The sequence below is a fragment of the Streptomyces sp. NPDC047072 genome (assembly GCF_040643855.1).
Lineage (GTDB): Bacteria > Actinomycetota > Actinomycetes > Streptomycetales > Streptomycetaceae > Streptomyces.
Genome location: NZ_JBEYVC010000023.1, coordinates 52,041 through 74,571 on the forward strand (window position 1 = coordinate 52,041; position 22,531 = coordinate 74,571).

Consider the following 22,531-nt stretch of genomic DNA (forward strand, 5'->3'; position numbering starts at 1 on the left):
GGGGAGGTCGGGGCGTTTCGGTCGACACGCCCCGCCTCATCGCCCTGCCCCCTACCGGGAACCGTCAGTCGACGTTGACCGGGCCGTCGTCCGTCCTGTCGTCCTTGCGTGAGTGCAGCTGGAGCAGACCGTTGTTGTTGCTCTCCGGCTGACGGCGGTCGTCGGAGGAGTCCGGGCCGCTCAGGTTCTGCCGGACCGAGTCGAGGATCGTCAGGCCCTGCGACACCAGGCCGGCGGCGATCTCGCCGAGCCCGTCGGCGCCGTTGAGGACGTTGACGTTGGCGCCTGCGAGGCCGCCCGCGGCCTCCTTGACGATCTGCGGGAGCTGGTCGATGAGCATCCGGTCGAGCGCGACCCGGTCGTAGGAGGCCGCCGCCTCCGCCTGGATCTTCATGCGCTGGGCCTCGGCGGCGGCGAGCACCCTGATCCGTTCGGCCTCGGCCTCGGCGGGCTTCACGATCTCGGCCACCAGCTGCTGCTGGCGCAGTTTCGCCTGCCGCAGGGCCAGTTCGGTCTGCGCGTCGAGAACCTCCTGCTGGGCGTGGGCCAGCGCCAGCGGCCCGGCCTGCGCGGCCCGCGCCTGGGCACGGTCCACCTCGGCCGAGTACTCCGCCTTGACCACGGCGGTCTGCCGGGCGTACTCGGCCTGGTTACGGGCCGCCACCTGCTCCGCCTCCACCGAGGCCTGGGTGGCCTGGGCCTGGGCGATCTGCGCCTGCCGCTGGATGGCCGCCTTGTGCGGGGCGGACATCGCGTCGATGTAGCCGGTGTCGCCGTCGTCGATCGACTGGATCTGCAGCGAATCCACGATCAGGCCGATCTTCGCCATCTCCGTCTTCGAGGTGTCCAGGACCTCCGCGGCGAGCTTCTGGCGCTCGGTGACGATCTCCTCGACCGTCATCGAGCCGATGATGGCCCGCAGGTGGCCGGCGAAGATCCGGCCGGTCAGCACCGACATCTGGTCCTGGTCCGAGAGGAACCGCTGGCCGGCGTTGATGATGCTCTCGTGGTCGTTGCCGACCTTGAAGGCGATGACCGCGCGGACGTGCAGCGCGATGCCCTGCCGGGTCACACAGGTCTCGGTGACCTCGGACTCGCACATCGACAGGGTGAGGAAGCGGGTCTTGCGGAAGATCGGGAGCACGAACTTGCCGTGCCCCGTCACCACTCGGAACGGCGCGCCCCCAGTCCCCGCCGTCCGCCCGAGATCAACATCGCCTCGTCGGGAGCGGGAACGCGGTATCCGAACATCGTTACTCCTCAGCCGGCGCCGGCGGGATCGCCGAGCGCGTCCAATGGATCCGCCCACTCGATGACGTCGACCGTGCGGCAGCCACGCGACTCGATCACGAGCACGGTCGCTCCGGTGGGCAGGGGATCCTCGGACCAGGCGAGGAAGGTCTCCGAACCGCCCCTGACCCGCACGAGGATCTCGCCGGGGCCCGCAGAACCGCGGGTTCCGATGAGCAGCTTCCCCGTACAGCCGATCACGGCCTCGTCCTGCGGCATTGCGGCCGCCCTTCATCGTCTGGCCCCAGAATCCCGACGATAGACCCACTGCTGCCGGGGGCCCAACGGGCATGACAGTCCGACGCGCGGCGCTCCGAGTGTGCGGCCGGAGATGCGGGCCGGCGGGTGTCGGTTGTCCCGCTTTTGGGGTGGCTCGCGGGGTGTCGGTTGTGGTGTGTGTGAGGTGGCCGAGGGGGTGCCGGTTGCCGTGTCTGCGAGGTGCCCAGGGGACGTGGCGTGCGTCGCCTGCGACGTGGCTCGGCGGGGGCCGTTGCTCCGTCTGGGACGTGGTCCGCCGCGTGTCGGTCGTACCGCTTGTGAGGTGGCCCAGCGCGCCGCCTGCCCCGCCCGTCACCCGACCCAGCGGGCGCCGCTTGCCCCGGCTTTGACGCCGTCCATCAGGCTTCGCCAGTTCCGTCTGCGAGGCGGCCCGGCAGGCTCCGCTCGACCCGCCCGCGACCTGACCCAGGGCCCCGCATGCCCGCCCACGACCCGCCCCACCAGCCGCCGCTCGTTCCGCTCGGGTCGCGCCCATCAGGCGCCGCACGCCATGCCCGCGATCTGGCTAAGGGGGCGCCGCATGTCCCGTCTGGGACGTGGCCCGCCGGGCGTCAGTTGTACCGCTCGCGACGTGCCCCATCAGGGCCCGCATTCCCGCCCGTGACCTGGCTGAGCGGGCGCCGGATGCTCGGGCTGCGACGCAGTTCATCAGGCTCCGCTCGCCCCGCCCGCGACGCGCCCCACCAGGCTCAGCATGCCCCACCCGTGACCTGACCCAGCGGCCGCCGCATGCCCCAGCTGCGACGCGGTCCATCAGGCCCCGCATTCCCCGCCCCTGATCTGCCCCTTCAGGCTCCGCTCGCCCCGCCCGCACCGCGCCCTACGAGGCCTCGCTCCCCCCGCCCGCAACGCACCCCACTGCCGTAGCCGACACCGCCCTCGCCCCCCTGCCCCCGCGCTAACCCCTCGGCTCCCGCGGCAGCCCCAGCACCCTCTCCGCGAGGATGTTCCGCTGCACCTGGGAGGTCCCCGCGTAGATCGTGCCCGAGCGGGCGATGAGGTACGTCGTCGACCAGGACGCCGAGGAGTTCGCGGCGCCGGGGTCGTCGGTGCGGTAGGTGCGCAGAGGTGGGCGGCCGACCGGTACCTGGCCGTGCAGGCCCATGATGTCCATCGCCAGATCGGTGACCTTGGTGTGGTACTCGCTCCAGTACAGCTTGGCGATGGACGACTCGGGACCGGGCTCGGCGCCCTTGAGCCAGCCGGTGAGGATCCGGTAGCCGAGATAGCGCATGATCTCGACCTTGGACCAGCACCAGGCGATGCGCTGCCGGATCACCGGGTCCTGGTCCTTGCCGTACAGCCGCGCCAGCGAGACCAGGCGTTCCACCTCCGCCTTGAAGAGGATCGGGTTGGTCGCCGCCTCCTCCCCACGCTCCACGCCGAGCAGGCTCTGGGCGACCGTCCAGCCGTTGTCGACGCCCCCGACGACCAGATCCGCGCGGGTGCGGGCGCCGTTGAAGAAGACCTCGTTGAAATGGAGCTGCCCGCTCATCATGCGGAACGGCCGCACCTCGACGCCGGGCTGGTCGAGGGGGACGAGGAGGAAGGAGATGCCGCGATGCCGAGGGGCATCGGGGTTCGTGCGGGCCAGGACGAAGATCCAGTCGCTGTGATGGGCGCCGGAGGTCCACACCTTCTGGCCGTCGATCACCCACTCCCCACCTTCACGCACCGCGCGCGTCCGCAGCGAGGCCAGGTCCGAGCCCGCGTCCGGCTCCGAGTACCCCTGGCACCAGGTGTCCTCGCCGCTGAGGATGCGCGGCAGGAAGTGGGCCTTCTGCTCGTCCGTGCCCCAGCGCAGCAGCGTGTTGGCCAGCATCTTCACGCCGAAGGTGTCCTGCGGCAGCCCGAACGGCACACCGGCCAGGGCCAGTTCCTCCATCAGCACCACCTGGTGGAGCTTGGTCAGGCCCCGGCCGCCGTACTGCTCGGGCCAGGTCAGCGAGAGGTAGCGGCGCTCGGCCAGCAGTCGGCGCCAGTCCCGCGCGAAGGCCCACGCCGCCTCCTCGTCGAGGGCACCGATCCCGCTCCAGTCCGCCGGCAGCGTCTCGGCGAGGAACGCCCTGACCTCGGTGCGGAACGCCTCGGTCTCGGGGGGATAGCTGATGTCCACCTGCGTACTCTCCTCGTCCGCTCCGATGCGCACAGCTGCGTCGCGCCGCCGCTCCATCGCTGTATTGATTGTTTCAGCATAATAGGTTATCTATTTAAGAGGAATAGCGTCGAGCCAGGGCGGGCTGACATGGGACTGCTGGACGGCCGCAACGCGGTGATCACCGGCGGCGCACAGGGCATCGGCTTCGAGATCGCCGGAGTCCTCGGCACCGCGGGGGCGTCCGTCGTCCTCGGTGACATCAACGAGGACGCCGCGGCGGAAGCCGCCGAACGCCTGGCCAAGAACGGTGTGGCCGCCACCTCGCTGCGCTGTGACGTCACCGACGAGGACGAGGTCGCCGCCCTCGTCGCCCACTGCGCCGACAGCTTCGGACCGGTCGACGTGATGGTCAATAACGCCGGGATCACCCGGGACGCGACCCTGCGCAAGATGGCTCTCGCCGACTTCCGCGCCGTCGTCGACGTACACCTGACCGGCGCCTGGAACGGCACCCGGTACGCCGCCGAGGCGATGCGCGCGCACGGACGGGGCGGCAGCATCGTCAACATCTCCTCCATCGCCGGCAAGGTCGGCAACTTCGGCCAGACCAACTACAGCGCCGCGAAGGCCGGTCTCGTCGGCCTCACCAAGGCCTCCGCCAAGGAGCTCGCGAAAGCCGGCATCCGCGTCAACGCCGTCCAGCCCGGCCTGATCCGTACCGCCATGACCGAGGCGATGCCCCCGGCCGCCTGGGACGCGAAGCTCGCCGAGATCCCCCTCGGCCGTGCGGGCGAACCCGCCGAGGTGGCCCAGGTCGTTCTCTTCCTCGCCTCCGACATGGCGAGCTACATCACCGGAGCCGTGGTCGAGGTGACCGGTGGCCGGTACATGTGAGCCCGCTGAACCCGCTGATGAAAGGCATGACCGATGCGTGACGCGGTGATCTGCGAACCGATACGGACTCCCGTCGGGGGCTACGGGGGCGTGTTCCGGGACGTCACCGCGGCCGAACTGGCCGCTACCGTCATACGCGCCGTACTGGAACGCACCGGCATACCGCCCGCGGCCGTGGACGACGTCCTGCTCGGCCAGTGCTACCCCAACGGCGAGGCCCCCGCCATCGGCCGCGTGGCCGCCCTCGACGCCGGTCTGCCCGTGGAGGTCCCCGGACTCCAGATCGACCGCCGCTGCGGCTCCGGACTCCAGGCGATCATCACCGCGGCGATGCAGGTGCAGACCGGCGCGAGCGGCCTCGTGCTGGCCGGGGGCGTCGAGTCCATGAGCCAGGCCGAGTTCTACACGACCGGCGTCCGCTGGGGCGTACGCGGGGCCGGCACCACCCTGCACGACCGGCTGGCCCGCGGCCGCGTCACGTCCGGCGGGGTCAACTACCCCGTCCCCGGGGGCATGTTGGAGACCGCCGAGAACCTACGGCGCGAGTACGCCATCCCCCGCGAGGAACAGGACCGACTCGCCCTGCGCTCCCACGAGAAGGCCGTCGCGGCCCAGCGGGAGGGCCGGTTCGCCGACGAGATCGTTCCCGTGGCCGTACGGTCTCGGAAGGGGGTCACGGTCGTCGACATCGACGAACACCCGCGCCCCGACTCCTCGTTGGAGAAGCTCGCGACACTGCGTCCCGTGCTCGGCCGCCAGGACCCGGAGGCCACCGTCACCGCGGGCAACGCCAGCGGCCAGAACGACGGCGCCGCACTGTGCGTCGTGACCCACCCCGAGCGCGCCGCCGAACTCGGACTGCGTCCGCTCGGCCGCCTGGTCTCCTGGGCCGTCGTCGGCGTACCACCCGACACGATGGGCATCGGCCCGGTACCCGCCACCGCCCGGGCGCTGGAGCGAGCCGGACTGAAGCTCGCCGACATCGACCTGATCGAACTCAACGAGGCCTTCGCCGCCCAGGTACTGGCCTGCACTCGTGAATGGGGCCTGACCGAGACCGACTTCGAGCGGTTCAACGTCAACGGCTCCGGCATCTCGCTGGGCCACCCCGTCGGCGCCACCGGCGGCCGCATCCTCGCCACCCTGCTGCGCGAACTCGACCGCCGCCAGGCCCGCTACGGCCTGGAGACCATGTGCCTGGGCGGGGGCCAGGGTCTGGCCGCGGTCTTCGAACGGCCCACCGACACGACCCACGCTCATGGAGGACGCTGACATGGCCGGACTCATCGCGTACGGCGCCTACGTGCCGTACCACCGCCTCGCGAGGACCGATGTCGCAGCCGCCCTGGGCGGCAGGGGAGGCAAGGGCACCCGCGCGGTCGCGGGCTACGACGAGGACACCACGTCCATGGCCGTCGAGGCGGCCCGCGGCGCCCTGGCCCGTGAAGGGCTGCGATCCCGCGTCAGCCAGCTCTTCCTCGCCACCGCCGCGCCCGCCTACCTCGACAAGACCAACGCGGCCGCCGTGCACGCCGCCCTCGGCCTCGACCCGCACGTGCTCGCCGCCGACATGGCCGGCTCCGTGCGCTCCGGCCTCGGCGCCCTGGTCACCGCCGCCCGCTCCCCGGTGCCGACCCTGACGGTCCTGTCGGACCTGCGCACCGGTCTGCCCGGCGGCACCGACGAGGTCGCGGGCGGCGACGGCGCGGCGGCGTTCGTCTTCGGCGGACACCGCAACGGGGCCCCCGTCATCGCGGAGCTGCTCGCCCACGACACGGTCAGCGACGAACTCCTCGACCGCTGGCGGCTGCCCGGCGCGCCCGTCTCCCGGGTCTGGGAGGAGCGCTTCGCCGAGGAGATCTACGTGTCCCTCGCCGACAAGGCGCTCACCGCGGCCCTCGACCACGCGGCACTCGACATCGGCTCGATCGACCACTTCGTCGTCGCGGGTCTGCACACGCGCGCGTGCGCGACGGTCCGGCGCACCGCCGGTGTCCGTCCCGAGGCGGTGACCCCGGACCTCACCGGGGCGATCGGCAACGCCGGCACCGCGCAGCCTGGACTGCTCCTCGCCGACGTCCTCGACCGGGCCCGGCCCGGCGAGACCATCGCCCTCGTCGTGCTCGGCGACGGCGCCGGAGTCCTCCTGCTGCGCGCCACCGACGCGCTCCCGGCCCACCGCGCCGCCCGCCCGGTCGCCGCCCAGATCGCCACGGGCAGCGCCCCGATGCCGTACGCCACCTATCTGTCCTGGCGGGGCCTCCTCGACCGCGAACCGCCCCGTCGGCCGGACCCCGAGCCGCCGTACGCGCCGCCCGCGCACCGCCGTACCGGCTGGAAGTACGGCTTCGTGGCCTCCCGTTGCGAGAAGTGCGCCACCCGGCATCTGCCGCCGGACCGGGTGTGCACCTCGTGCCGGAGCGTCGACGCCATGACCGACGAGCCGATGGCGGACGTGCGCGGCACGGTCGCCACGTTCACCGTCGACCGCCTGGCGGCCACCCCGAGCCCGCCGATGCTCGTCGTGGTCGTCGACTATGACGGCGGCGGCCGGTTCCGCTGCCAGCTGACCGACGCCACCGAGGCCGACGCCGTCATCGGGGCCCGGGTCGAGATGACGTTCCGGCGCACGGTCACGGCGTCCGGCGTCCACAACTACTTCTGGAAGGCCCGGCCGGTGCGCACGGGCGAGACCGAGGGGACACACTGATGGGCTCGCACGGAATCAGGGACCGGGTCGCGATCGTCGGCATGGGCTGCACGCCCTTCGGCGAGCACTGGACCCGCTCGGCGGACGACCTGCTGATCGACGCCGTCGGCGAGGCCGTCACCTCGGCCGGCATCACCCTCGACGACATCGACGCGTACTGGTTCGGCACCCAGGCGTCCGGCGTGTCCGGGCTGACCCTGAGCCGCGCGCTCCACCTGCCCAACAAGCCGGTCACCCGCGTCGAGAACATGTGCGCGACCGGCTCCGAGGCCCTGCGCAACGCCTGCTACGCCGTCGCTTCGGGGGCGTACGACGTGGCGATGGCCGTCGGCGTGGAGAAGCTCAAGGACTCCGGCATGTCCGGACTGTCCGGTACGGCCATCCCGGGCGCCGGCGACGACAGCCGCGGGGAGATCACCGCCCCGGCCAACTTCTCCCTCCTGGCGCCCGCCTACGCCGCCAAGTACGGCCTGGCGGAGGAGGAGATGAAGGACGTCATCACCCGCATCGCCTGGAAGAACCACGTCAACGGGGCCCGCAACCCGCGCGCGCAGTTCCGCAAGGAGGTGCCGCTGGAGCGCATCCGGTCGGCCCCGATCGTCGCGGGCATGCTCGGCGTGTTCGACTGCTCGGGCGTCTCGGACGGCTCGGCGGCGGCCATCGTCGTACGCGCCGAGGACGCCTACAAGTACACCGACAAGCCGATCTTCGTGAAGGCGCTGTCCTTCGCCGCCGGTCCGGCGGACGGGCTCCTCGACCCGGAGTACGACTTCACCACCTTCCCCGAGGTCGTCGCCTCCGCACAGGAGGCCTACCGGCAGGCGGGCATCACCGACCCGCGCGCCGAACTCGCCCTCGCCGAGGTCCACGACTGCTTCACGCCCACGGAGTTGGTGCTGATGGAGGACCTGGGCTTCGCCGAGCGCGGTCAGGGATGGAAGGACGTCAGCAGCGGGGCGTTCGACCTGGACGGCTCGCTGCCGGTCAACCCCGACGGCGGCCTGAAGGCCTTCGGCCACCCCATCGGCGCCTCAGGACTGCGCATGATGTTCGAGGCCTGGCTCCAACTGCGCGGCGAGGCACCGGCCGAGCGGACCGTGAGGTCCGTGGCCGAGGGGCGCTCGCTCGCCCTGACCCACAACCTCGGCGGCGGACCCGGCGAGTGCGTCTCATTCGTGTCGGTCGTCGGCAGTCAACTCACCGAATAGGTCCGGCCATGGGACGACTCGAAGACAAGATCGCCGTAGTCACCGGGGCCGCGTCCGGCATCGGCGCGGCCACCGCCCGCCGCCTCGCGGCCGAGGGCGCGCACACGGTGGTCGCCGACCTGAACCTCGACGGCGCCAAGGCAGTGACGGAGGAGATCCGCGCCGCCGGCGGCTCTGCGACGGCCCTCCCGGTCGACCTCGGCGACATCGAGAGCGTACGGGCCATGGTGGCCACGACGGTCGAGACGTACGGCGGTCTCGACGTCCTGCACAACAACGCGGCGGCCACCCACCTGGCCGCCCGTCAGGACCTCGCCGTCGTGGAGGCCGACCCGGCGGTCTGGGACGACACGATGCGCATCAACCTGCGCGGGACCATGGTCGCCGTCCAGGCCGCCGTCCCGCACATGATCGCGCGGGGCGGCGGCTCCATCATCAACACCTCGTCAGGGGCCGGGCTTTCGGGCGACCTGCGCAACCCGGCGTACGGCGCCTCGAAGGCCGCCCTCATCAACCTCACGCAGTACGTCGCCACCCAGTACGGCAAGCAGGGCGTGCGCTGCAACGCCATCGCGCCCGGCTTCATCGTGACCCCGGCCAGTTCCGGTTCGGCGCACGGGGCGATCCGGGAGGCGATGCTGCGCCACCACCTCACACCGCGCCTCGGACGCCCGGAGGACGTCGCGTCGGCGGTCGTCTTCCTCGCCTCCGACGAGTCGGCGTTCATCACCGGGCACACCCTGCGCGTGGACGGCGGGCTGCTGTCCCATCAGCCGTACGTCGCGGATCTGCGCGACGCCTGAGAACCGAGGTCGCTGCCGCCGGGGGCGCTGACATCAGCGCCCCCGGTTCTCGGCGTCGCCCGGGGCCGGGACGCTCAGACCAGCGTCTCCGGCTCCACCGTCTCCGGCTCCAGGTCCCCCAGGTAAGCCGCCCGCACCGCCGGATCGCGCCGTACCTCCTCCGGCGTACCGGCGCAGATCCGGCGTCCGAAGTCCAGAACCACGACCTGGTCGCAGACGCTCATCACCATGTCGACGTCGTGCTCGACGAGCAGGACCCCCATGCCCCAGTCCTCGGCGAGCCGCCGTACCAGGTGGGCCAGTTCCCTGGTCTCGTCGTCCGAGAGGCCCGCCGCCGGTTCGTCGAGCAGCAGCACCGACGGCGAGGCCGCCACCGCGCGGGCGATGGCCAGCAGCCGGCGCTCTCCGTACGACAGGTCGTCCACCGGCCGGTCCAGGCTGTCCTGGAGTCCGAACTCCCGTACCGCGACCAGCACATGCGCGGGCAGCGGGCGGCTGCCGGGACGGATCAGGTCCGTGAGGTATGCCCAGCGGCCGGGCCGGTCGCAGGCCGCGTACAGGTTGTCCAGGACCGTCATGTCCTCGAACAGCTCCAGGGACTGGAAGGACCGGCTCAGACCGGCGGCGGCCCGCCGGTGGACCGGCAGCCGGGTCGCGTCCCGCTCGCCGAGGCGCACACTGCCCGTCGCGGCCCGGGTGAAGCCGGTGACCGCGTCGATGGCGGAGGTCTTGCCGGCGCCGTTAGGACCGATGAGCCCCACGACCTGGCCCGGCTCGACGTCCAGGGAGAGCCCGTCGACGGCGACGACGCCGCCGTATCGGACGGTGAGGTCCCGTACCTGGAGGGGGAGTGGGGCGGCACGGGGCACGGTCTCGTCCTTCGGGACGCTCGCCGACCCCTTCGAAGGCAGCATGCGCCGGCTCCGTGCCGCCCGTGTGCCGAGGCCCTTCCCGATGCCGTCCTGGTTGCCCACCAGCGTCAGCACCAGGATGATCCCGCCGATCAGCGGCATCCACGCACTGAGCCCGGGCAGGACGAGGTCGCCGAACCGGGCGCCCACCGTGCCCGCGGCGAAGGTCGCGCCGAACAGCGGGCCGACGAGGAAGCCGACTCCTCCGATGACCGCGAGGCCGAGCGCGGTGATGGAGCCGAAGCTAGCGAAGTCGGACAGGACGACCGAGGTCGAGCGGAAGCCGGTGAGCACTCCGGCGAGCGCGGCGATGGCCGCGGACAGGCCGAAAGCGTAGAGCTTGGCGGCGCGGACGTCGATGCCGAGGGCGGCGGCGGCCCGTTCGTTCGCCCGTACGGCGATCAGCCGGCGGCCGGTCCGGCTGCGCCGCACGTTGGCGACCACGAGGGTGGCGGCGACGAACAGCACGAGCACCACGGCGGCGTACCGCTGCGGATGGTCGACGCCGGAGATGCTGACCCCGAAGAGCGTCTGCTTGCCGACCGCGATGCCGTCGCTGCCCGGGGTCGTCGACAGGTCGGTGTTCTGGAAGACCATCGCCTCCAGGGTGGTGCCGAGGCCCAGGGTGATGATCGCGAGATTGACGCCGCGGGTGCGCACGGCGGGGAGTGCGAACAGCAGGCCGATCGGCACGGTCCCCAACACCCCGGCCAGCAGGGCCAGTTCGAACGGCCACCCCCAGTCGGCCGCCGCGTGTCCGGCCAGGAAGGCGCCGGTCCCGGCCAGTGCGTAGGCCGCGAGGGAGACCTGTCCCGCGTATCCGGTGACGACGACGATCGACAGGATGATCAGCGACAGCACCAGGGTGGTGGTGATCGCGTCGGCCCACAGCGGTGTCGCCAGGCTGACCAGCGCCAGCCCCGCCACAACGGCGAGCGCCAGGGGCAGGGGGCGCACCTTCCCGGTGCCCAGACCGGGCAGCCGGTCCAGGAACGTGCCGCGCAGCGGCAGCGCCCGGCCGCGTGCGACCAGGGCCAGGGCGATGAAGAGGAAGGGGACCGAGGCGGCGAGCCCGGTGACGTCGGAGCCGAAGCGGGTCAGCTCGGACTGCACGACGCCGATGACCAGGCCACCGGCCAGCGTGACGGGGAACGAGGAGAACCTGCCGACCAGGGCGGCGGCCAGAGCACTGAGCAGGAGGGTGGTCAGCCCGGTCACGGACAGGCCGATGACCGGCACGATCAGGATGCCCGTCAGCCCCGCGAGCGCCGATCCCAGCGCCCAGTTGCCGGTGGCGATCAGATCCGGGGACCAGCCGAGCGAGGCAGCCGCGCCCTCGTTCTCCGCGACCGCGCTGGTGCCCAGGCCGAACAGGGTGCGCTTGTAGAGGAGATGGAGGAGCACGGTCGCGACGACCGCGATGCCGATCAGCCAGACGCGGTCCTCGGAGACCGTCGCCCCGGCGATCGTCAGAAGCTTGGTGGGCAGCTTGCCCGGCACCAGCTCCAGGCTGTCGCCGTAGCGCTTGACGGCGATCGCGGTGAGCACGATGAACACCGCCAGGGTGCCGACCAGGCGGGCCAGCGTGGACGCGCTGCGCAGCGGGCGGAGCACCAGCAGGTGGGTGAGCACGCCCAGGACCGCGGAGGCGAGCACACCGCACGCGGTGGCGGGCCAGTACGCCACGCCGTGCTGGGTGGCGAGCTCCCACTGGACATAGGCCCCGGCCATGCCGATCGCGCCGTGCGCGAAGTTCAGGACGCCGGAGCCCCGGTAGACCAGCACGATGCCGTGCGCGGTGAGCGCGTAGAGGGCGCCGAGACCGAGGCCGAGCAGGGCGAAACGCAGGACGTCGTCCATCGAGGAACCTCCCGAGGGCAGGAGCGAGACAGCACATTCATTTAAATAATTGTGCCGAGAGTACTTCACTAACCACAAAACGCACCCCATGCTGTTCGGCATCTCGACGACGAGCACAGCGGAGGAACCATGAACCACTCACGCCGACGCAGAACCGCCGCAGCGGGCGCCCTCGCGGTGACCGGAGCCCTGCTCGCCGCCGGCTGCGGGGGAGAGGCGTCCGGCAGCTCGAAGGAGGAGACCTCCGCCCTGAAGGGCACACCGGTCAAGGTGATGGTCTGGGCGCCGGAGGACACCCAGGGCAGCGCCCAGCCCGGAGTCCGGCTCACCGCCCAGGCGTACGAGAAGTGGATCAACGCCAACGGCGGGATCAAGGGCGCCCCGCTGAAGGTCCTCACCTGCAACGAGAAGGGCAACCCCGACGAGGCCGAGAAGTGCGCCCAGCAGGCGGTGGCCGAGAAGGTGGTCGCGGTGGTGGGCTCCTACAGCCTCGCCGGTGACCGCTACATGCCCATCCTGCAGAAGGCCGGCATCCCGTACATCGGCGGCACCGGAGTCTCGGCGGCCGAGTTCTCCAACCCGCTGTCGTTCCCGGTCAACGGCGGCACCCCGGTGGTGTTCGCGGCCCACGGGCGGCAACTGGTGCAGGACGGCTGCAAGAAGATCTCCGGTGTGCGCTACGACGTGGCAGCCGCCGCCGTCGTCTCGCAGTTCCTCACCGTCGGCGCGGTCTCCGCGGGAGCGCCGGCGCCCAAGGACATCAAGGTGCCGCTCACCGCCACCGACCTCGCCCCGCAGGTCGCCGCCGCGACCAAGGGAAGCGACTGCGTGAGCGTCATCATGGGCACCGCCTCGGGCCTGTTCGTGAAGTCGTACGTGCAGTCGGGCGCCAAGACGAAGCTCGGCAGCGTCGTCGGCAACCTGACCCCGCAGCTCGCCGAGAGCACCGGCGGAGCCGGCGGCCCGCTGGAGGGCGCCGCGATCACCGGCTACTTCCCGCCGACCTCCGACGCCGCCTGGAAGGACTTCCTCGCGGCCACCAAGGGCGACAAGGACATCGACACCTCCAACGGCGCCAACGAGACGACGTGGGTGGCCTTCAAGGTCTTCACCGAGGCCGCCAAGAAGCTCCCGGCGATCACCTCGAAGGCCCTCGTGCAGGAGCTCGACACCAGCTCCGGCATCAGCACCGGCGGACTGACCCCGCCGCTGAGCTGGACGGCGTCCACGGCCCTGCCGATCAAGGGGCTCAACCGCATCCACAACACCACCGCCACCGAACTGACCATCCGCGACGGGAAGATCGAGTGGGCCAAGCCCGGATCGACCTTCGTCGACGTCCGCAAGATCCTGACGGCCCTGCCGTCCAGCTGAGGAGCAGGCCAGTGCCGGACACCACCGACGCACCCCTGATCGAAGCACGCTCCCTGTCCGCCGGATACGGCAGCCGGCCCGTCGTACGCGACCTCGACCTGGAGGTCCGCCCCGGCGAGGTCGTCGCCCTGTTCGGCCCCAACGGCGCCGGCAAGACCACCACCCTCAGGGCGCTCTCCGGCAGCCTCGCCCCCCTGGAGGGCGAGGTGCGCTGGCTGGGCGAACCCGGCCGGACACCGCTGCACCGCCGCGCCCGCCAGGGCCTGGCCTACGTCGGTGAGCGGACGGTCTTCACCCGGCTCGACACCGCGGACAACCTGCGGGTCGGCCGGGTGAGGTCCCAGCAGGCGCTGGAACTCTTCCCCGAGCTCGAAAAGCGACTCGGCACCGGCGCGGGCATGCTGTCCGGCGGCGAGCAGCAGATGCTGTCGCTGGCCCGCGCCCTGTGCCGCGCGCCCAAGCTGCTCCTCGCGGACGAACTCTCCCTCGGCCTCGCCCCGTTGGTGGTCGACCGCCTCCTGCGCGCGGTACGCGAGGCGGCCGACCACGGCCTCGGCGCCCTGCTGGTCGAACAGCATGTGCGCAAGGTCCTGGACGTCGCCGACCGCGTGTACGTCCTGCATCGCGGCCGCGTCACCCTGTCCGGCACCCCGGCGGAACTGCGCGGCAACCTCGACGCGATCGAGTCGTCGTACCTCGCGCAGGCCACAGCGGAAAACACCACGTACGCAACCGATTGAGGTGAACGCCGTGTCAGGCGCACGCGAGCAGATCCGATCCCTCGTCCTCTCCGGCGACACCTTCGACCAACCGGCCGACGAGCTAAGGGAGTTGCAGCTGGAGGCCGCCCGGGAGACCTTCACCGCCCACCGCGAGCGGGTTCCGCTGCTGCGCACCCGGGCGGCGGAGACCGGCGTCGACGAGATCACCGGCCTCGACGACCTGGTGCCGCTGCTCTTCTCGCACACCAGCTACAAGTCCTACCCCGTCTCCCTCATCACCGCGGGCCGCTGGGACCGGCTCCTGCGCTGGTACACCACCGTGTCCGCGGTCGAACCAGGCGACGTCGACATGGACGGCGTCAGCGACATCGACGAGTGGACCGACCGCATCACCGCCGCGGGCCACCGCCCGTACATCACCAGCGGCACCTCCGGGAAGGTCTCCTTCCTCAACTGCGATGCCAGTGACCTGAGTTTCCTCCACGACATCCTGGAGCACCTCACCTGCTGGCCCGACCCTCTGCCGGCCAAACCCACCCGCCGCGGCTATCTGCTCGCACCGGCGAGCGGCCCGATGCGCTCCATCGACGGCTTCCGCTGGCACGCCGAGGTCTTCGCGCAACCCGGCGGGACCAGGCTGCTCACCGAGGACCCGATGCGGGTGTCCGAACTGATGAGCAGCGCGTTGCTGCGCCGCAGGATCGCGGAAGGCGCTGCGACCCCGCAGGAGATCAGCTCCTTCGAGACCGTCTCCGAGTCCCGCGAGCGGGAACTGGGCGTGGCCATGTCCGCCATCGTCGACGACATCGCCGCCCACCGCGACGAACCGCTACTGATCGCCGGCATGAACAACCAGCAGTTCACCCTCATCCAGGCCCTGCGTGCCCGCGGTGTGGCCGACGGCAGTCTGCACCCGGACACGCTGGTACTGAGCGGCGGCGGCAACAAGGGCCGCGCCCTCCCCGACGACTACCAGCAGCAACTCACCGCCTTCTACGACGGAGTCCGCCGCGTCCGCAGCTACGGCATGACCGAACTCCAGGGCTCCTGCCTCGCCTGCGAGGAGGGCAACTACCACGTCCCGCCCTGGGTGATCCCCCTGGTCCTCGACGAGCCCGGCGAGAAGCTGCTCAACCCCGAACAGGGCGTCGTCGAGGGCCGGTTCGCCTTCCTCGACGTCTCCCTCGAAGGCCGCTGGGGCGGACTGATCAGCGGCGACCGGGTCTTCGTGGACTTCTCGCCGTGCGCCTGCGGCCGCCCGGGACCGGCGGTCCTGCCCGACATCCGGCGCTACGGCGACCTCGGCGGCGACGACAAGATCACCTGCGCGGCGACACTCGACTCCTATGTGCGAGGGATGATCCACTGATGAGCCGTACGACACTCGACGGCACCGCGGCCGCCCCCGTGACCGTCGTCCACGTGGTCCGGGGCGAGGTCGACGCGGGCACCCCCGTCGACCTCGGCCGGTTCGCCGCACCCGCCCTCGACCTGGACCGTCTGGTGTGGCCCCGCACCGAACCCGGCCCCGCCTTTAACGTGCCCGTGGCGGAGATCGTCGACCTGCTGGTGGAGACCGGCGAGGCCCTCAAGGCGGACCGCGCGGGCCTGCTCGCCGAGGCCCTGGAGCGGATGGTCCCGGTCAGCCCGCTGCCCGCGGAGGTCCTGGAGCGCGCCTACGCCGTGCTGTGGCGCAGCTTCCAACGCCCCTCTCTGTACGCCCAGATCGACCACGAACTCGGCGGTGCGGACGTGCTCGACGGCTGGCGCGAGGTCCGCCTGCCCGACGACCGGATCGCGGCCACCCGCGCGTTCCCGCCCCGCCTGGTGCACATCATCGCGGGCAACGCGCCCGGAGTCGCGGCGATGTCCGTCGTACGCGGCGCGCTCACCAAGGGCGTCAACCTCCTGAAGCTGCCCTCGAACGACCTGTTCACCGCGACCGCGATCCTGCGCACGATGGCCGCGGTCGCCCCCGGGCACCCGGTGGTGCGGTCGTTCTCCGCGGTGTACTGGCGCGGCGGCGACGAGGCGGTGGAGAGTGTGCTGTTCCGCCCGCAGTTCTTCGACAAGCTGGTCGCCTGGGGCGGTGAGTCCACCATCCGCAGCGCGCTGAAGTACGTCGGCCCGGGCTTCGAGCTCGTCTCCTTCGACCCCAAGACCTCGATCTCGATGATCGGCCGCGAGGCCTTCGCGTCCGAGGAGAGCCTGGCCCGGGCGGCCGACGCGGGCGCCGCCGACGCCACCTTCTTCAACCAGCAGGCGTGCGTTGCCAGCCGTTTCCAGTTCGTCGAGGGTTCCTGGGACGACGCCGACCGCTACGCCGCGCTGCTGTGCGAACGCCTGGGCGTGGCAAGGGAGTTCAGCTCGGCCGGCGGCCCACGGGTCGCCGCGGAACTGCGCGAGGAGATCGACGTCCTGCGGTCCATGGAACCGGAGTACCGCGTCTGGGGCGGCTACGACGGCCAGGGCCTGGTCATCCGCTCACCGGAACCGGTCGACTTCCACCCCGACGGCAAGATCGTGGACGTCGTCCCGGTCGCCGCCCTGTCCGAGGCGGTGGCACACGCCGGGGTCGCCACCCAGACGGTCGGCGTCTACCCCGACACCCGCAAGGCCGAACTGCGCGACGCCCTCGCCTGCGCCGGCGTACAACGCGTGGTCTCCCTCGGCAGGGCAGGCGGCATGCCACCGGGCCTCTCCCACGACGGCTTCTACCCCCTGCAACGCCTCATGCGGTGGGTGAACGACGAGTGAGGCCTCCGGCCGCGGCGCCCGGCGGTACGTCCGGCCTGCGTGACCGGTCACCCGGTGGAGGTTGGTCCGGCTGAGGAGTTCGAGGATGCGGCTGTGATCTCCGCGCGATCCCGGGCGGAGCCGACTGCATGCACTGGCTGCGGTCGGATCCCTGAACCGGGAGCACAGCCGGTACCTGCGCCACGTTGCCGACGAGGCAGTCGGTGTCCGTCCGGCGCGGATCGAGCTGACGATCAGCCGCCTGTACTGCGAGAACCCTGCACGCCCGAAGGCCACATTCGCGGAGCGCATCGCCGGGCCGACGGTGCGGTATCAGCGTCGAACTCCCGGACCGCAGGCGATGATTGCGACAGCGCCGGCCGGGAAGGAGGTCGCCCCGACCTGGCCCCGCGGCGACAACATCCTCGCCCCTACCAAGGCCAGGGGCACCTGCACCGGCGTTGGGCCGAGGGCGAACACAACATTGCGGCCCTCGGCGTGCACGCTGACGGCGACCTCGCAGTTCGCCCCCTCGTCCATTGGCCCGTAGTACTGCCGATACGCGGAGGCCCGCACCTCGCCGGGCATCGTCGCCCCGGGTGCGTGCGGCGCCGCGTGGACCAGTTTGGTTAAGCTGCCACGTTGCGGGGGCAGTTGGCGCAATATCGCCGATCTCAGGGCTGTTGCTCCTGAGGGGACCGTTCTGGGGCCTGGGGTGACGGGCCGTGCGCAGGTCCGGGGCCCGTCGCTGTTCCTTGGCTATGCCCGCGATGGCAAGGTGGTGGTGCCGGCTCTGACCTCGGACGGGTTCTTCCTCACCGGTGATCTGCTGGTCTGCGGTGTGGACGGCACGGTCGCGGTGATGGGCCGTGAGAAGGACGTGATCATCCGTGGTGGACGTAACCTCGACATCACTGAGATCGAACGGGCTGTCGCCACGCACCCGGGCGTGGCCCGTGTCTGCGTGGCCCCGGTACCGGACCCGCTCCTCGGTGAACGCGCTGCCGTGCTCCTGGTGGTGGAGGACGGCAGCGGTGCACTCGGCCTGGACGAGATCACCGCACACCTTGCCGGTACGGGCCTGTCCAAGGCCAAGTGGCCCGAATTCGTGTTCACCGTGAGCGAGTTGCCGCAGACGGCCGTCGGCAAGCTCGACCGCTTTGGTGCGCGCGGACTCGCCCACGACCTGCACGCGGGGCTCACCCCGCAGCCTGGAGCTCACCCCGAACAGCGCCTGCAAGGAGATGCATGACGACCTCCACGACCCGCACCCCCCATTTCGACCGCGGCCGGTGGGCGCGAGGCGGTCCCGAGACCGTAGGTCCGGGCGTGCACCGCATCCCGCTGCCGCTGCCGGAGGACGGACTGCGGGCCGTCAACGTCTACGCGCTGGAAGGGCTGACGGAAGGACTGGTCCTCATCGACGGCGGCTGGTCGGTCCCCGAGTCCCGCAAGGCACTTGAGGACGCCCTGGCCGAACTGGGGCATGACCTCGGCGAGATCAGCCACGTGCTGGTCACCCACATCCACCGCGACCACTACACCCAGGCCGTCGAACTGCGCAGGCTGCTGGGCTCCCAGGTCTACCTGGGCGCCGGCGAACGGCGCGGTCTGGAGCTGCTGGGGGAGCTGCGCACGGACGAGCCGGTCGGCTCGCTCGGCACACTGCGCCGGGCCGGCGCGCACGACCTTGCCGAGCGGGTCGCGGCGATGTACGACGACGGCTTCGACCACACCGTCTGGGAGGCGCCGGACCGCTGGCTGGAGGCGGAGGAACTCCGTTTCGGCGACGTCCGGTTGACGGTCGTTCCGACCCCCGGCCACACCCAGGGGCATGTCGTCTACCTCGACCGGGCGCGCGGGCTGCTCTTCTCGGGCGACCACGTCCTGCCGCACATCACCCCCTCCATCGGCTTCGAACTCGGCGCCCCCGCCCTGCCGTTGGGTGACTACCTTGACTCACTGCACACGATGACCACGCTCGCCGACGCCCAACTGCTGCCCGCGCACGGCCCGGTCGGCGACAGTGTGCATGCCCGGGTGGGCGAGCTGCTGACCCACCACGACGACCGGCTCGCCGCGACGCTGGCGGCTCTGGACGGCCGTACCCGCACGGCGTACGAGGTCGCGGGGGAGCTGGGGTGGACCCGGCGCAAGGTCTCCTTCGCCGACCTCGGAGCCTTCGACCAGATGCTCGCCGTCAACGAGACCGCGGCCCACCTGGACGTGCTGGTGGCCCGCGGACGCGCCTCGTGCTCCAGGGCCGACGGGGTCAACCGGTACGCGGCCGCGGGCGTTTGAGGGAGGGCGCTCAACGCGCCGTCCAGCCTCCGTCGACGTAGAGCTCGGAGCCGGTCATGAAGCTCGCGTCGTCGCAGGCGAGGAAGGCCACGGCGGCCGCCACCTCCTCGGGCGTGCCGAGCCGGCCGAGCGGCGTCCCCTCGACCATCGCGGTCTGCCGGGGTGTGTCGTGCCACAGTTCGCGGGAGCGGGGTGTGGCGATGAAGCCGGGGTGAATCGAGTTCACTCGCACGTTGTGCTGTGCCCAGTGCAGTGCGGCGTTCTTCGTCATGGTGCGTACGGCGCCTTTGGCTGCGTGGTAGGAGAACTGGGCGCCGAAGCCGCCGACGGTGCCGAAGATGGAGGCGATGTTGACGATGGAGCCTCCGCCGGAGCGCCGGATGGAGGGTCCGCCGTACTTCATGCCGAGCCAGACACCGGTCTGGGTCACCCCGAGGACCCGGTTCCAGGACTGCATGGTCTCGGTCTCCACTGTGTGCATGGTGGCGATGCCGGCGTTGTTGACCAGCACGGACAGCTCGCCGAGCGTGGCGGTCGCGGTGGCGACGACTTCGCGCCACGCGGACTCGTCCGAGACGTCGAGGGCCAGGCCGAGGGCGCCGCCCCCGACCTCCTCGGCGAGCTTTTTGCAGGGCCCGGCGTCGAGGTCGGTGACGACGACCGCCGCGCCCTCGGCCGCGAGGCGTCGTACGACGGCCTCGCCGATGCCTCCGGTGGCGCCGGTGACCAGTGCCGTCTTCCCGGCCAGCCTTGATCGCATCGTGCCGTCCCTGTTCCTCGGTGTTCCTTGGTGTTTCTCAGTGGCGTATGCCGAGCCAGGCGAGTGCTCCGCCGTCGATCACGTACGACGATCCGGTGATGAACGCGGCATCGTCGCAGGCCAGGAAGCACGCCAGCCCGGCGACCTCCTCCGGCTGTCCGAGTCGCTCCACCAACTGGGGTGCGGTCAGCTCGCGTTCCATGACGTCACGGTCCTCGGCGGCGGCGAAGTAGTCGCGGGCCAGCGGCGTTTCGATCACGCCGGGACACAGGCAGTTGCAGCGCACCGGGGCCAGGTCGACGGCGGTGACCTTGGTCAGATGGATGACAGCGGCCTTGGTGACGCCGTACGCGGGGGCGTTGGGAAAGCCTGTCAGGCCGGAGACGGAGGCCATGTTGACGATGGCGGGCCCGCGAGGCGAGCGCCGCAGATACGGTGCGGCGAACTTGGTCGCCAGCCATGCCGCCTTGAGATTGACCTCGTAGACCGCGTCCCAGACCTCCTCGGGAAGCGAGTCGACGGCGCGGTCCGGCGCGGTGGTGAAGGCGGTCTCGATCACACCGGCGTTGTTGACCAGCACGTCGAGCCCCTCGAAGCGCTCCGCGGCCCGCGTCACCATGCCCGCGATGCTGTCGCCGGCGCGCAGATCACAGCCGATCGCCTCGGCTCGGGCCCCGGCGCCGCGTACCAGCTCCGCGGTGTCGGCGGCCGTCGCCTCGTTCCGGTCGGCGACGGCCACCGCGGCCGCTCCGCGCCGGGCCATCTCCACGGCGATCGCCCGCCCGATGCCCTGCCCCGCACCGGTGACGAGCACGCTCTTACCGTCCAAGCCACCTGCCATGGGGCCGCTCCCGAACTCGCTCACCCAAACTGAATTTACTTCATTCCATGGAGTCTAGGTTCACGGATCGGGGTGGACAAGACTCTGGTTGGGGCGATGAGGGTGTGTCGTTGCGGGGAGTTGAGGCGGGGGGGCGATGCCGGGTGGCGGGGGAGAGGCAGGGTGGTCGCCGGGGTCCAGGGGTGTCGCGTCGTGGGGGCCGTCGGTCGGCGGCCGGCCTCCGGTCCGTATCAGCCGAGTTCGGCCAGTCGTCGTACGGGTCGGGGCCGCGAAGGTCTCCATCCGGCGTGATGTGGCGCCCAGGTGCGGCGAGACGATCACCGTGTCGATGCCGAGTCTGCCGTAGGGCTCGATGCCATGCCTGAAGGGGGACTGTCAAACGAGTGGTGTAACTGCGGTAGTTGTGATTACTGACGGGCCGCCGACAGGCGGCCGTCGAAGGTGATGTCGAAAGCGTTCAGGGCGGTCTTCCAGCGCATGGTCCAACGGGCGTGGCCCTTGCCCGTGGGATCGAGCGACATGATCGCCATGTAGACGCACTTCAACGCGGCCTGCTCGTTGGGGAAATGTCCACGGGCCTTGACCGCTCGCCGGATCCGCGCGTTGACCGACTCGATCGCATTGGTGGTACAGACGATGCGCTGGATCTCGGTGTCGAACCGCAGGAAGGGGGTGAACTCCTCCCAGGCGTTCTCCCACAGTTTCACGATCGCCGGATACTTTCTGTCCCAGGAATCGGCGAACTCCGCGAACCGGTCCAGGGCGGCCTCCTCGGTCGGCGCCGTGTAGACGGGCTTGAGGAGACGCGCGATCTTGTCCCAGTCCTGACGGGCGGCATAGCGGAAGGAGTTCCGCAGCAGATGCACGACGCAGGTCTGCACGATCGTCCGGGGCCAGACCGTCTCCACCGCCTCGGGCAGGCCTTTCAGCCCGTCGCAGACCAGCATGAGCACGTCGCTGACGCCGCGGTTCTTGATCTCGGTGAGGATGTGCAGCCAGTGCTTGGCGCCCTCGCCGCCGTCGCCGGCCCACAGGCCCAGGATCTCCCGTCGGCCCTCGGTGGTGACGGCCCGGGCCACGTAGATGGGCCGGTTGGCGACCACGCCGTCGCGGATCTTCACGTGGATGGCGTCGATGAAGACCACCGGATAGACGGCGTCGAGGGGACGGCTCTGTTATTCGGCCATGCCCTCGAGGACCTGGTCGGTGATGGTTGAAATGATCTGGCGGGAGACTTCGGCGCCATAGACCTCGGCCAGGTGGGCTTGCACCTCGCCGGTGGTCAGGCCCTTCGCGGCGAGCGAGATGACCATCTCGTCGACGCCGGTCAGGCGCTTCTGCCGCTTCTTGACGATCTTTGGTTCGAAGGAGCTGTCCCGGTCGCGCGGCACCGTTATCTCCACCGGGCCGACGTCGGCCAGCACGGTTTTGGTGCGTTTGCCGTTGCGGGAGTTGCCGCCGTTCTTGCCGGCCGGGTCGTGCTTGTCATAGCCGAGATGGTCCGTGATCTCGCTTTCCAGAGCGGACTCCAGCAACCGCTTGGTCAACTGCTGCAGCAGCCCGCCTTCACCGGTCAACGCAGCCCCTTCCGCCTGGGCCCGGTGCACCAGCTCGTCGATCAACTGGTCGTCCACGGCCTTCGCCGACACTGCGCTTGTGGACTCGTCACCCTCGGACTCGGACACGTTCTCACTGGTCATCGATGCATCTTCCATGATCGGGAGTTACACCGAACGTCTTACAG

General features: G+C 71.0%; 16 protein-coding genes and 2 pseudogenes. 11 read left to right on the forward strand and 7 right to left on the reverse strand.

All coding sequences use genetic code 11. The features are described 5' to 3' along the window. Nucleotides 1-64: 64 nt before the first annotated feature. The 3 genes and pseudogenes from ABZ896_RS13380 to ABZ896_RS13390 all read right to left on the reverse strand — a co-directional run bounded on the left by ABZ896_RS13380 (nucleotide 65) and on the right by ABZ896_RS13390 (nucleotide 3,685). Nucleotides 65-1,251: pseudogene (locus tag ABZ896_RS13380) on the reverse strand (SPFH domain-containing protein). Nucleotides 1,252-1,260: 9 nt separating this feature from the next. Then, a complete protein-coding gene (locus ABZ896_RS13385) occupies nucleotides 1,261-1,509 on the reverse strand; it encodes a hypothetical protein (RefSeq protein ID WP_360926688.1) in 249 nt (82 codons plus the stop codon). Nucleotides 1,510-2,467: 958 nt separating this feature from the next. Then, nucleotides 2,468-3,685, reverse strand: a complete 1,218-nt coding sequence (locus ABZ896_RS13390) for an acyl-CoA dehydrogenase family protein (RefSeq protein WP_360926690.1) — start codon at nucleotides 3,683-3,685, stop codon at nucleotides 2,468-2,470. A 129-nt stretch (nucleotides 3,686-3,814) separates the two neighbouring features. On the opposite strand from ABZ896_RS13390, the gene fabG reads away from it, so the two are divergent. The 5 genes from fabG to ABZ896_RS13415 are packed head-to-tail and all read left to right on the forward strand — an operon-like array spanning nucleotide 3,815 to nucleotide 9,282. Next, nucleotides 3,815-4,561, forward strand: coding sequence for a 3-oxoacyl-ACP reductase FabG (gene fabG, locus ABZ896_RS13395; RefSeq protein ID WP_360926693.1), 747 nt, complete (start codon nucleotides 3,815-3,817; stop codon nucleotides 4,559-4,561). Nucleotides 4,562-4,594: 33 nt separating this feature from the next. Further along, entirely contained in the window at nucleotides 4,595-5,833 is a 1,239-nt protein-coding gene (locus ABZ896_RS13400) for an acetyl-CoA C-acetyltransferase (protein WP_360926696.1), read from the forward strand. A gap of 1 nt (nucleotide 5,834) precedes the next feature. Then, nucleotides 5,835-7,271, forward strand: a complete 1,437-nt coding sequence (locus ABZ896_RS13405; RefSeq protein WP_360926699.1) for an OB-fold domain-containing protein — start codon at nucleotides 5,835-5,837, stop codon at nucleotides 7,269-7,271. Then, nucleotides 7,271-8,479 (forward strand): acetyl-CoA acetyltransferase, encoded by a 1,209-nt coding sequence (locus ABZ896_RS13410; RefSeq protein WP_360926701.1) that lies wholly within the window; start codon nucleotides 7,271-7,273, stop codon nucleotides 8,477-8,479. Before ABZ896_RS13405 ends, ABZ896_RS13410 begins: the two co-directional genes overlap by 1 nt. 8 nt (nucleotides 8,480-8,487) lie before the next feature. Then, entirely contained in the window at nucleotides 8,488-9,282 is a 795-nt protein-coding gene (locus ABZ896_RS13415; RefSeq protein WP_360926704.1) for a glucose 1-dehydrogenase, read from the forward strand. Nucleotides 9,283-9,356: 74 nt separating this feature from the next. Here ABZ896_RS13415 and ABZ896_RS13420 read toward each other — a convergent pair whose 3' ends face one another. Beyond that, a complete protein-coding gene (locus ABZ896_RS13420; RefSeq protein ID WP_360926707.1) occupies nucleotides 9,357-12,053 on the reverse strand; it encodes a branched-chain amino acid ABC transporter permease/ATP-binding protein in 2,697 nt (898 codons plus the stop codon). A 129-nt stretch (nucleotides 12,054-12,182) separates the two neighbouring features. Between ABZ896_RS13420 and ABZ896_RS13425 the strand changes: the two genes are divergently transcribed. From ABZ896_RS13425 to ABZ896_RS13450, 6 genes are all read left to right on the forward strand, one after another. Next, nucleotides 12,183-13,427 carry an ABC transporter substrate-binding protein gene (locus tag ABZ896_RS13425; protein WP_360926710.1) on the forward strand — a complete coding sequence of 415 codons (1,245 nt, stop codon included), beginning with the start codon at nucleotides 12,183-12,185 and terminating at the stop codon, nucleotides 13,425-13,427. 11 nt (nucleotides 13,428-13,438) lie between these two features. Beyond that, nucleotides 13,439-14,167, forward strand: coding sequence for an ABC transporter ATP-binding protein (locus ABZ896_RS13430; RefSeq protein ID WP_360926712.1), 729 nt, complete (start codon nucleotides 13,439-13,441; stop codon nucleotides 14,165-14,167). A 10-nt stretch (nucleotides 14,168-14,177) separates the two neighbouring features. After that, a complete protein-coding gene (locus tag ABZ896_RS13435) occupies nucleotides 14,178-15,518 on the forward strand; it encodes a hypothetical protein (RefSeq protein WP_360926715.1) in 1,341 nt (446 codons plus the stop codon). Next, nucleotides 15,518-16,906: an acyl-CoA reductase gene (locus ABZ896_RS13440; RefSeq protein WP_360926718.1), complete on the forward strand. Its 1,389-nt coding sequence runs from the start codon at nucleotides 15,518-15,520 to the stop codon at nucleotides 16,904-16,906. The genes ABZ896_RS13435 and ABZ896_RS13440 overlap by 1 nt, the downstream gene beginning before the upstream one ends. 763 nt (nucleotides 16,907-17,669) lie before the next feature. Next, on the forward strand, nucleotides 17,670-18,137 hold the full coding sequence (locus ABZ896_RS13445) for a hypothetical protein (protein WP_360926721.1): 468 nt from the start codon (nucleotides 17,670-17,672) through the stop codon (nucleotides 18,135-18,137). Then, nucleotides 18,134-19,186 (forward strand): MBL fold metallo-hydrolase, encoded by a 1,053-nt coding sequence (locus ABZ896_RS13450; RefSeq protein WP_360926724.1) that lies wholly within the window; start codon nucleotides 18,134-18,136, stop codon nucleotides 19,184-19,186. Before ABZ896_RS13445 ends, ABZ896_RS13450 begins: the two co-directional genes overlap by 4 nt. Nucleotides 19,187-19,196: 10 nt before the next feature. Here ABZ896_RS13450 and ABZ896_RS13455 read toward each other — a convergent pair whose 3' ends face one another. The 3 genes and pseudogenes from ABZ896_RS13455 to ABZ896_RS13465 all read right to left on the reverse strand — a co-directional run bounded on the left by ABZ896_RS13455 (nucleotide 19,197) and on the right by ABZ896_RS13465 (nucleotide 22,487). After that, on the reverse strand, nucleotides 19,197-19,946 hold the full coding sequence (locus ABZ896_RS13455; protein WP_360926727.1) for a glucose 1-dehydrogenase: 750 nt from the start codon (nucleotides 19,944-19,946) through the stop codon (nucleotides 19,197-19,199). Between the two features lie 37 nt (nucleotides 19,947-19,983). Next, nucleotides 19,984-20,787: an SDR family NAD(P)-dependent oxidoreductase gene (locus ABZ896_RS13460; protein WP_360926730.1), complete on the reverse strand. Its 804-nt coding sequence runs from the start codon at nucleotides 20,785-20,787 to the stop codon at nucleotides 19,984-19,986. Between the two features lie 407 nt (nucleotides 20,788-21,194). After that, nucleotides 21,195-22,487: pseudogene (locus ABZ896_RS13465) on the reverse strand (IS256 family transposase). Between the last annotated feature and the right edge of the window lie 44 nt (nucleotides 22,488-22,531).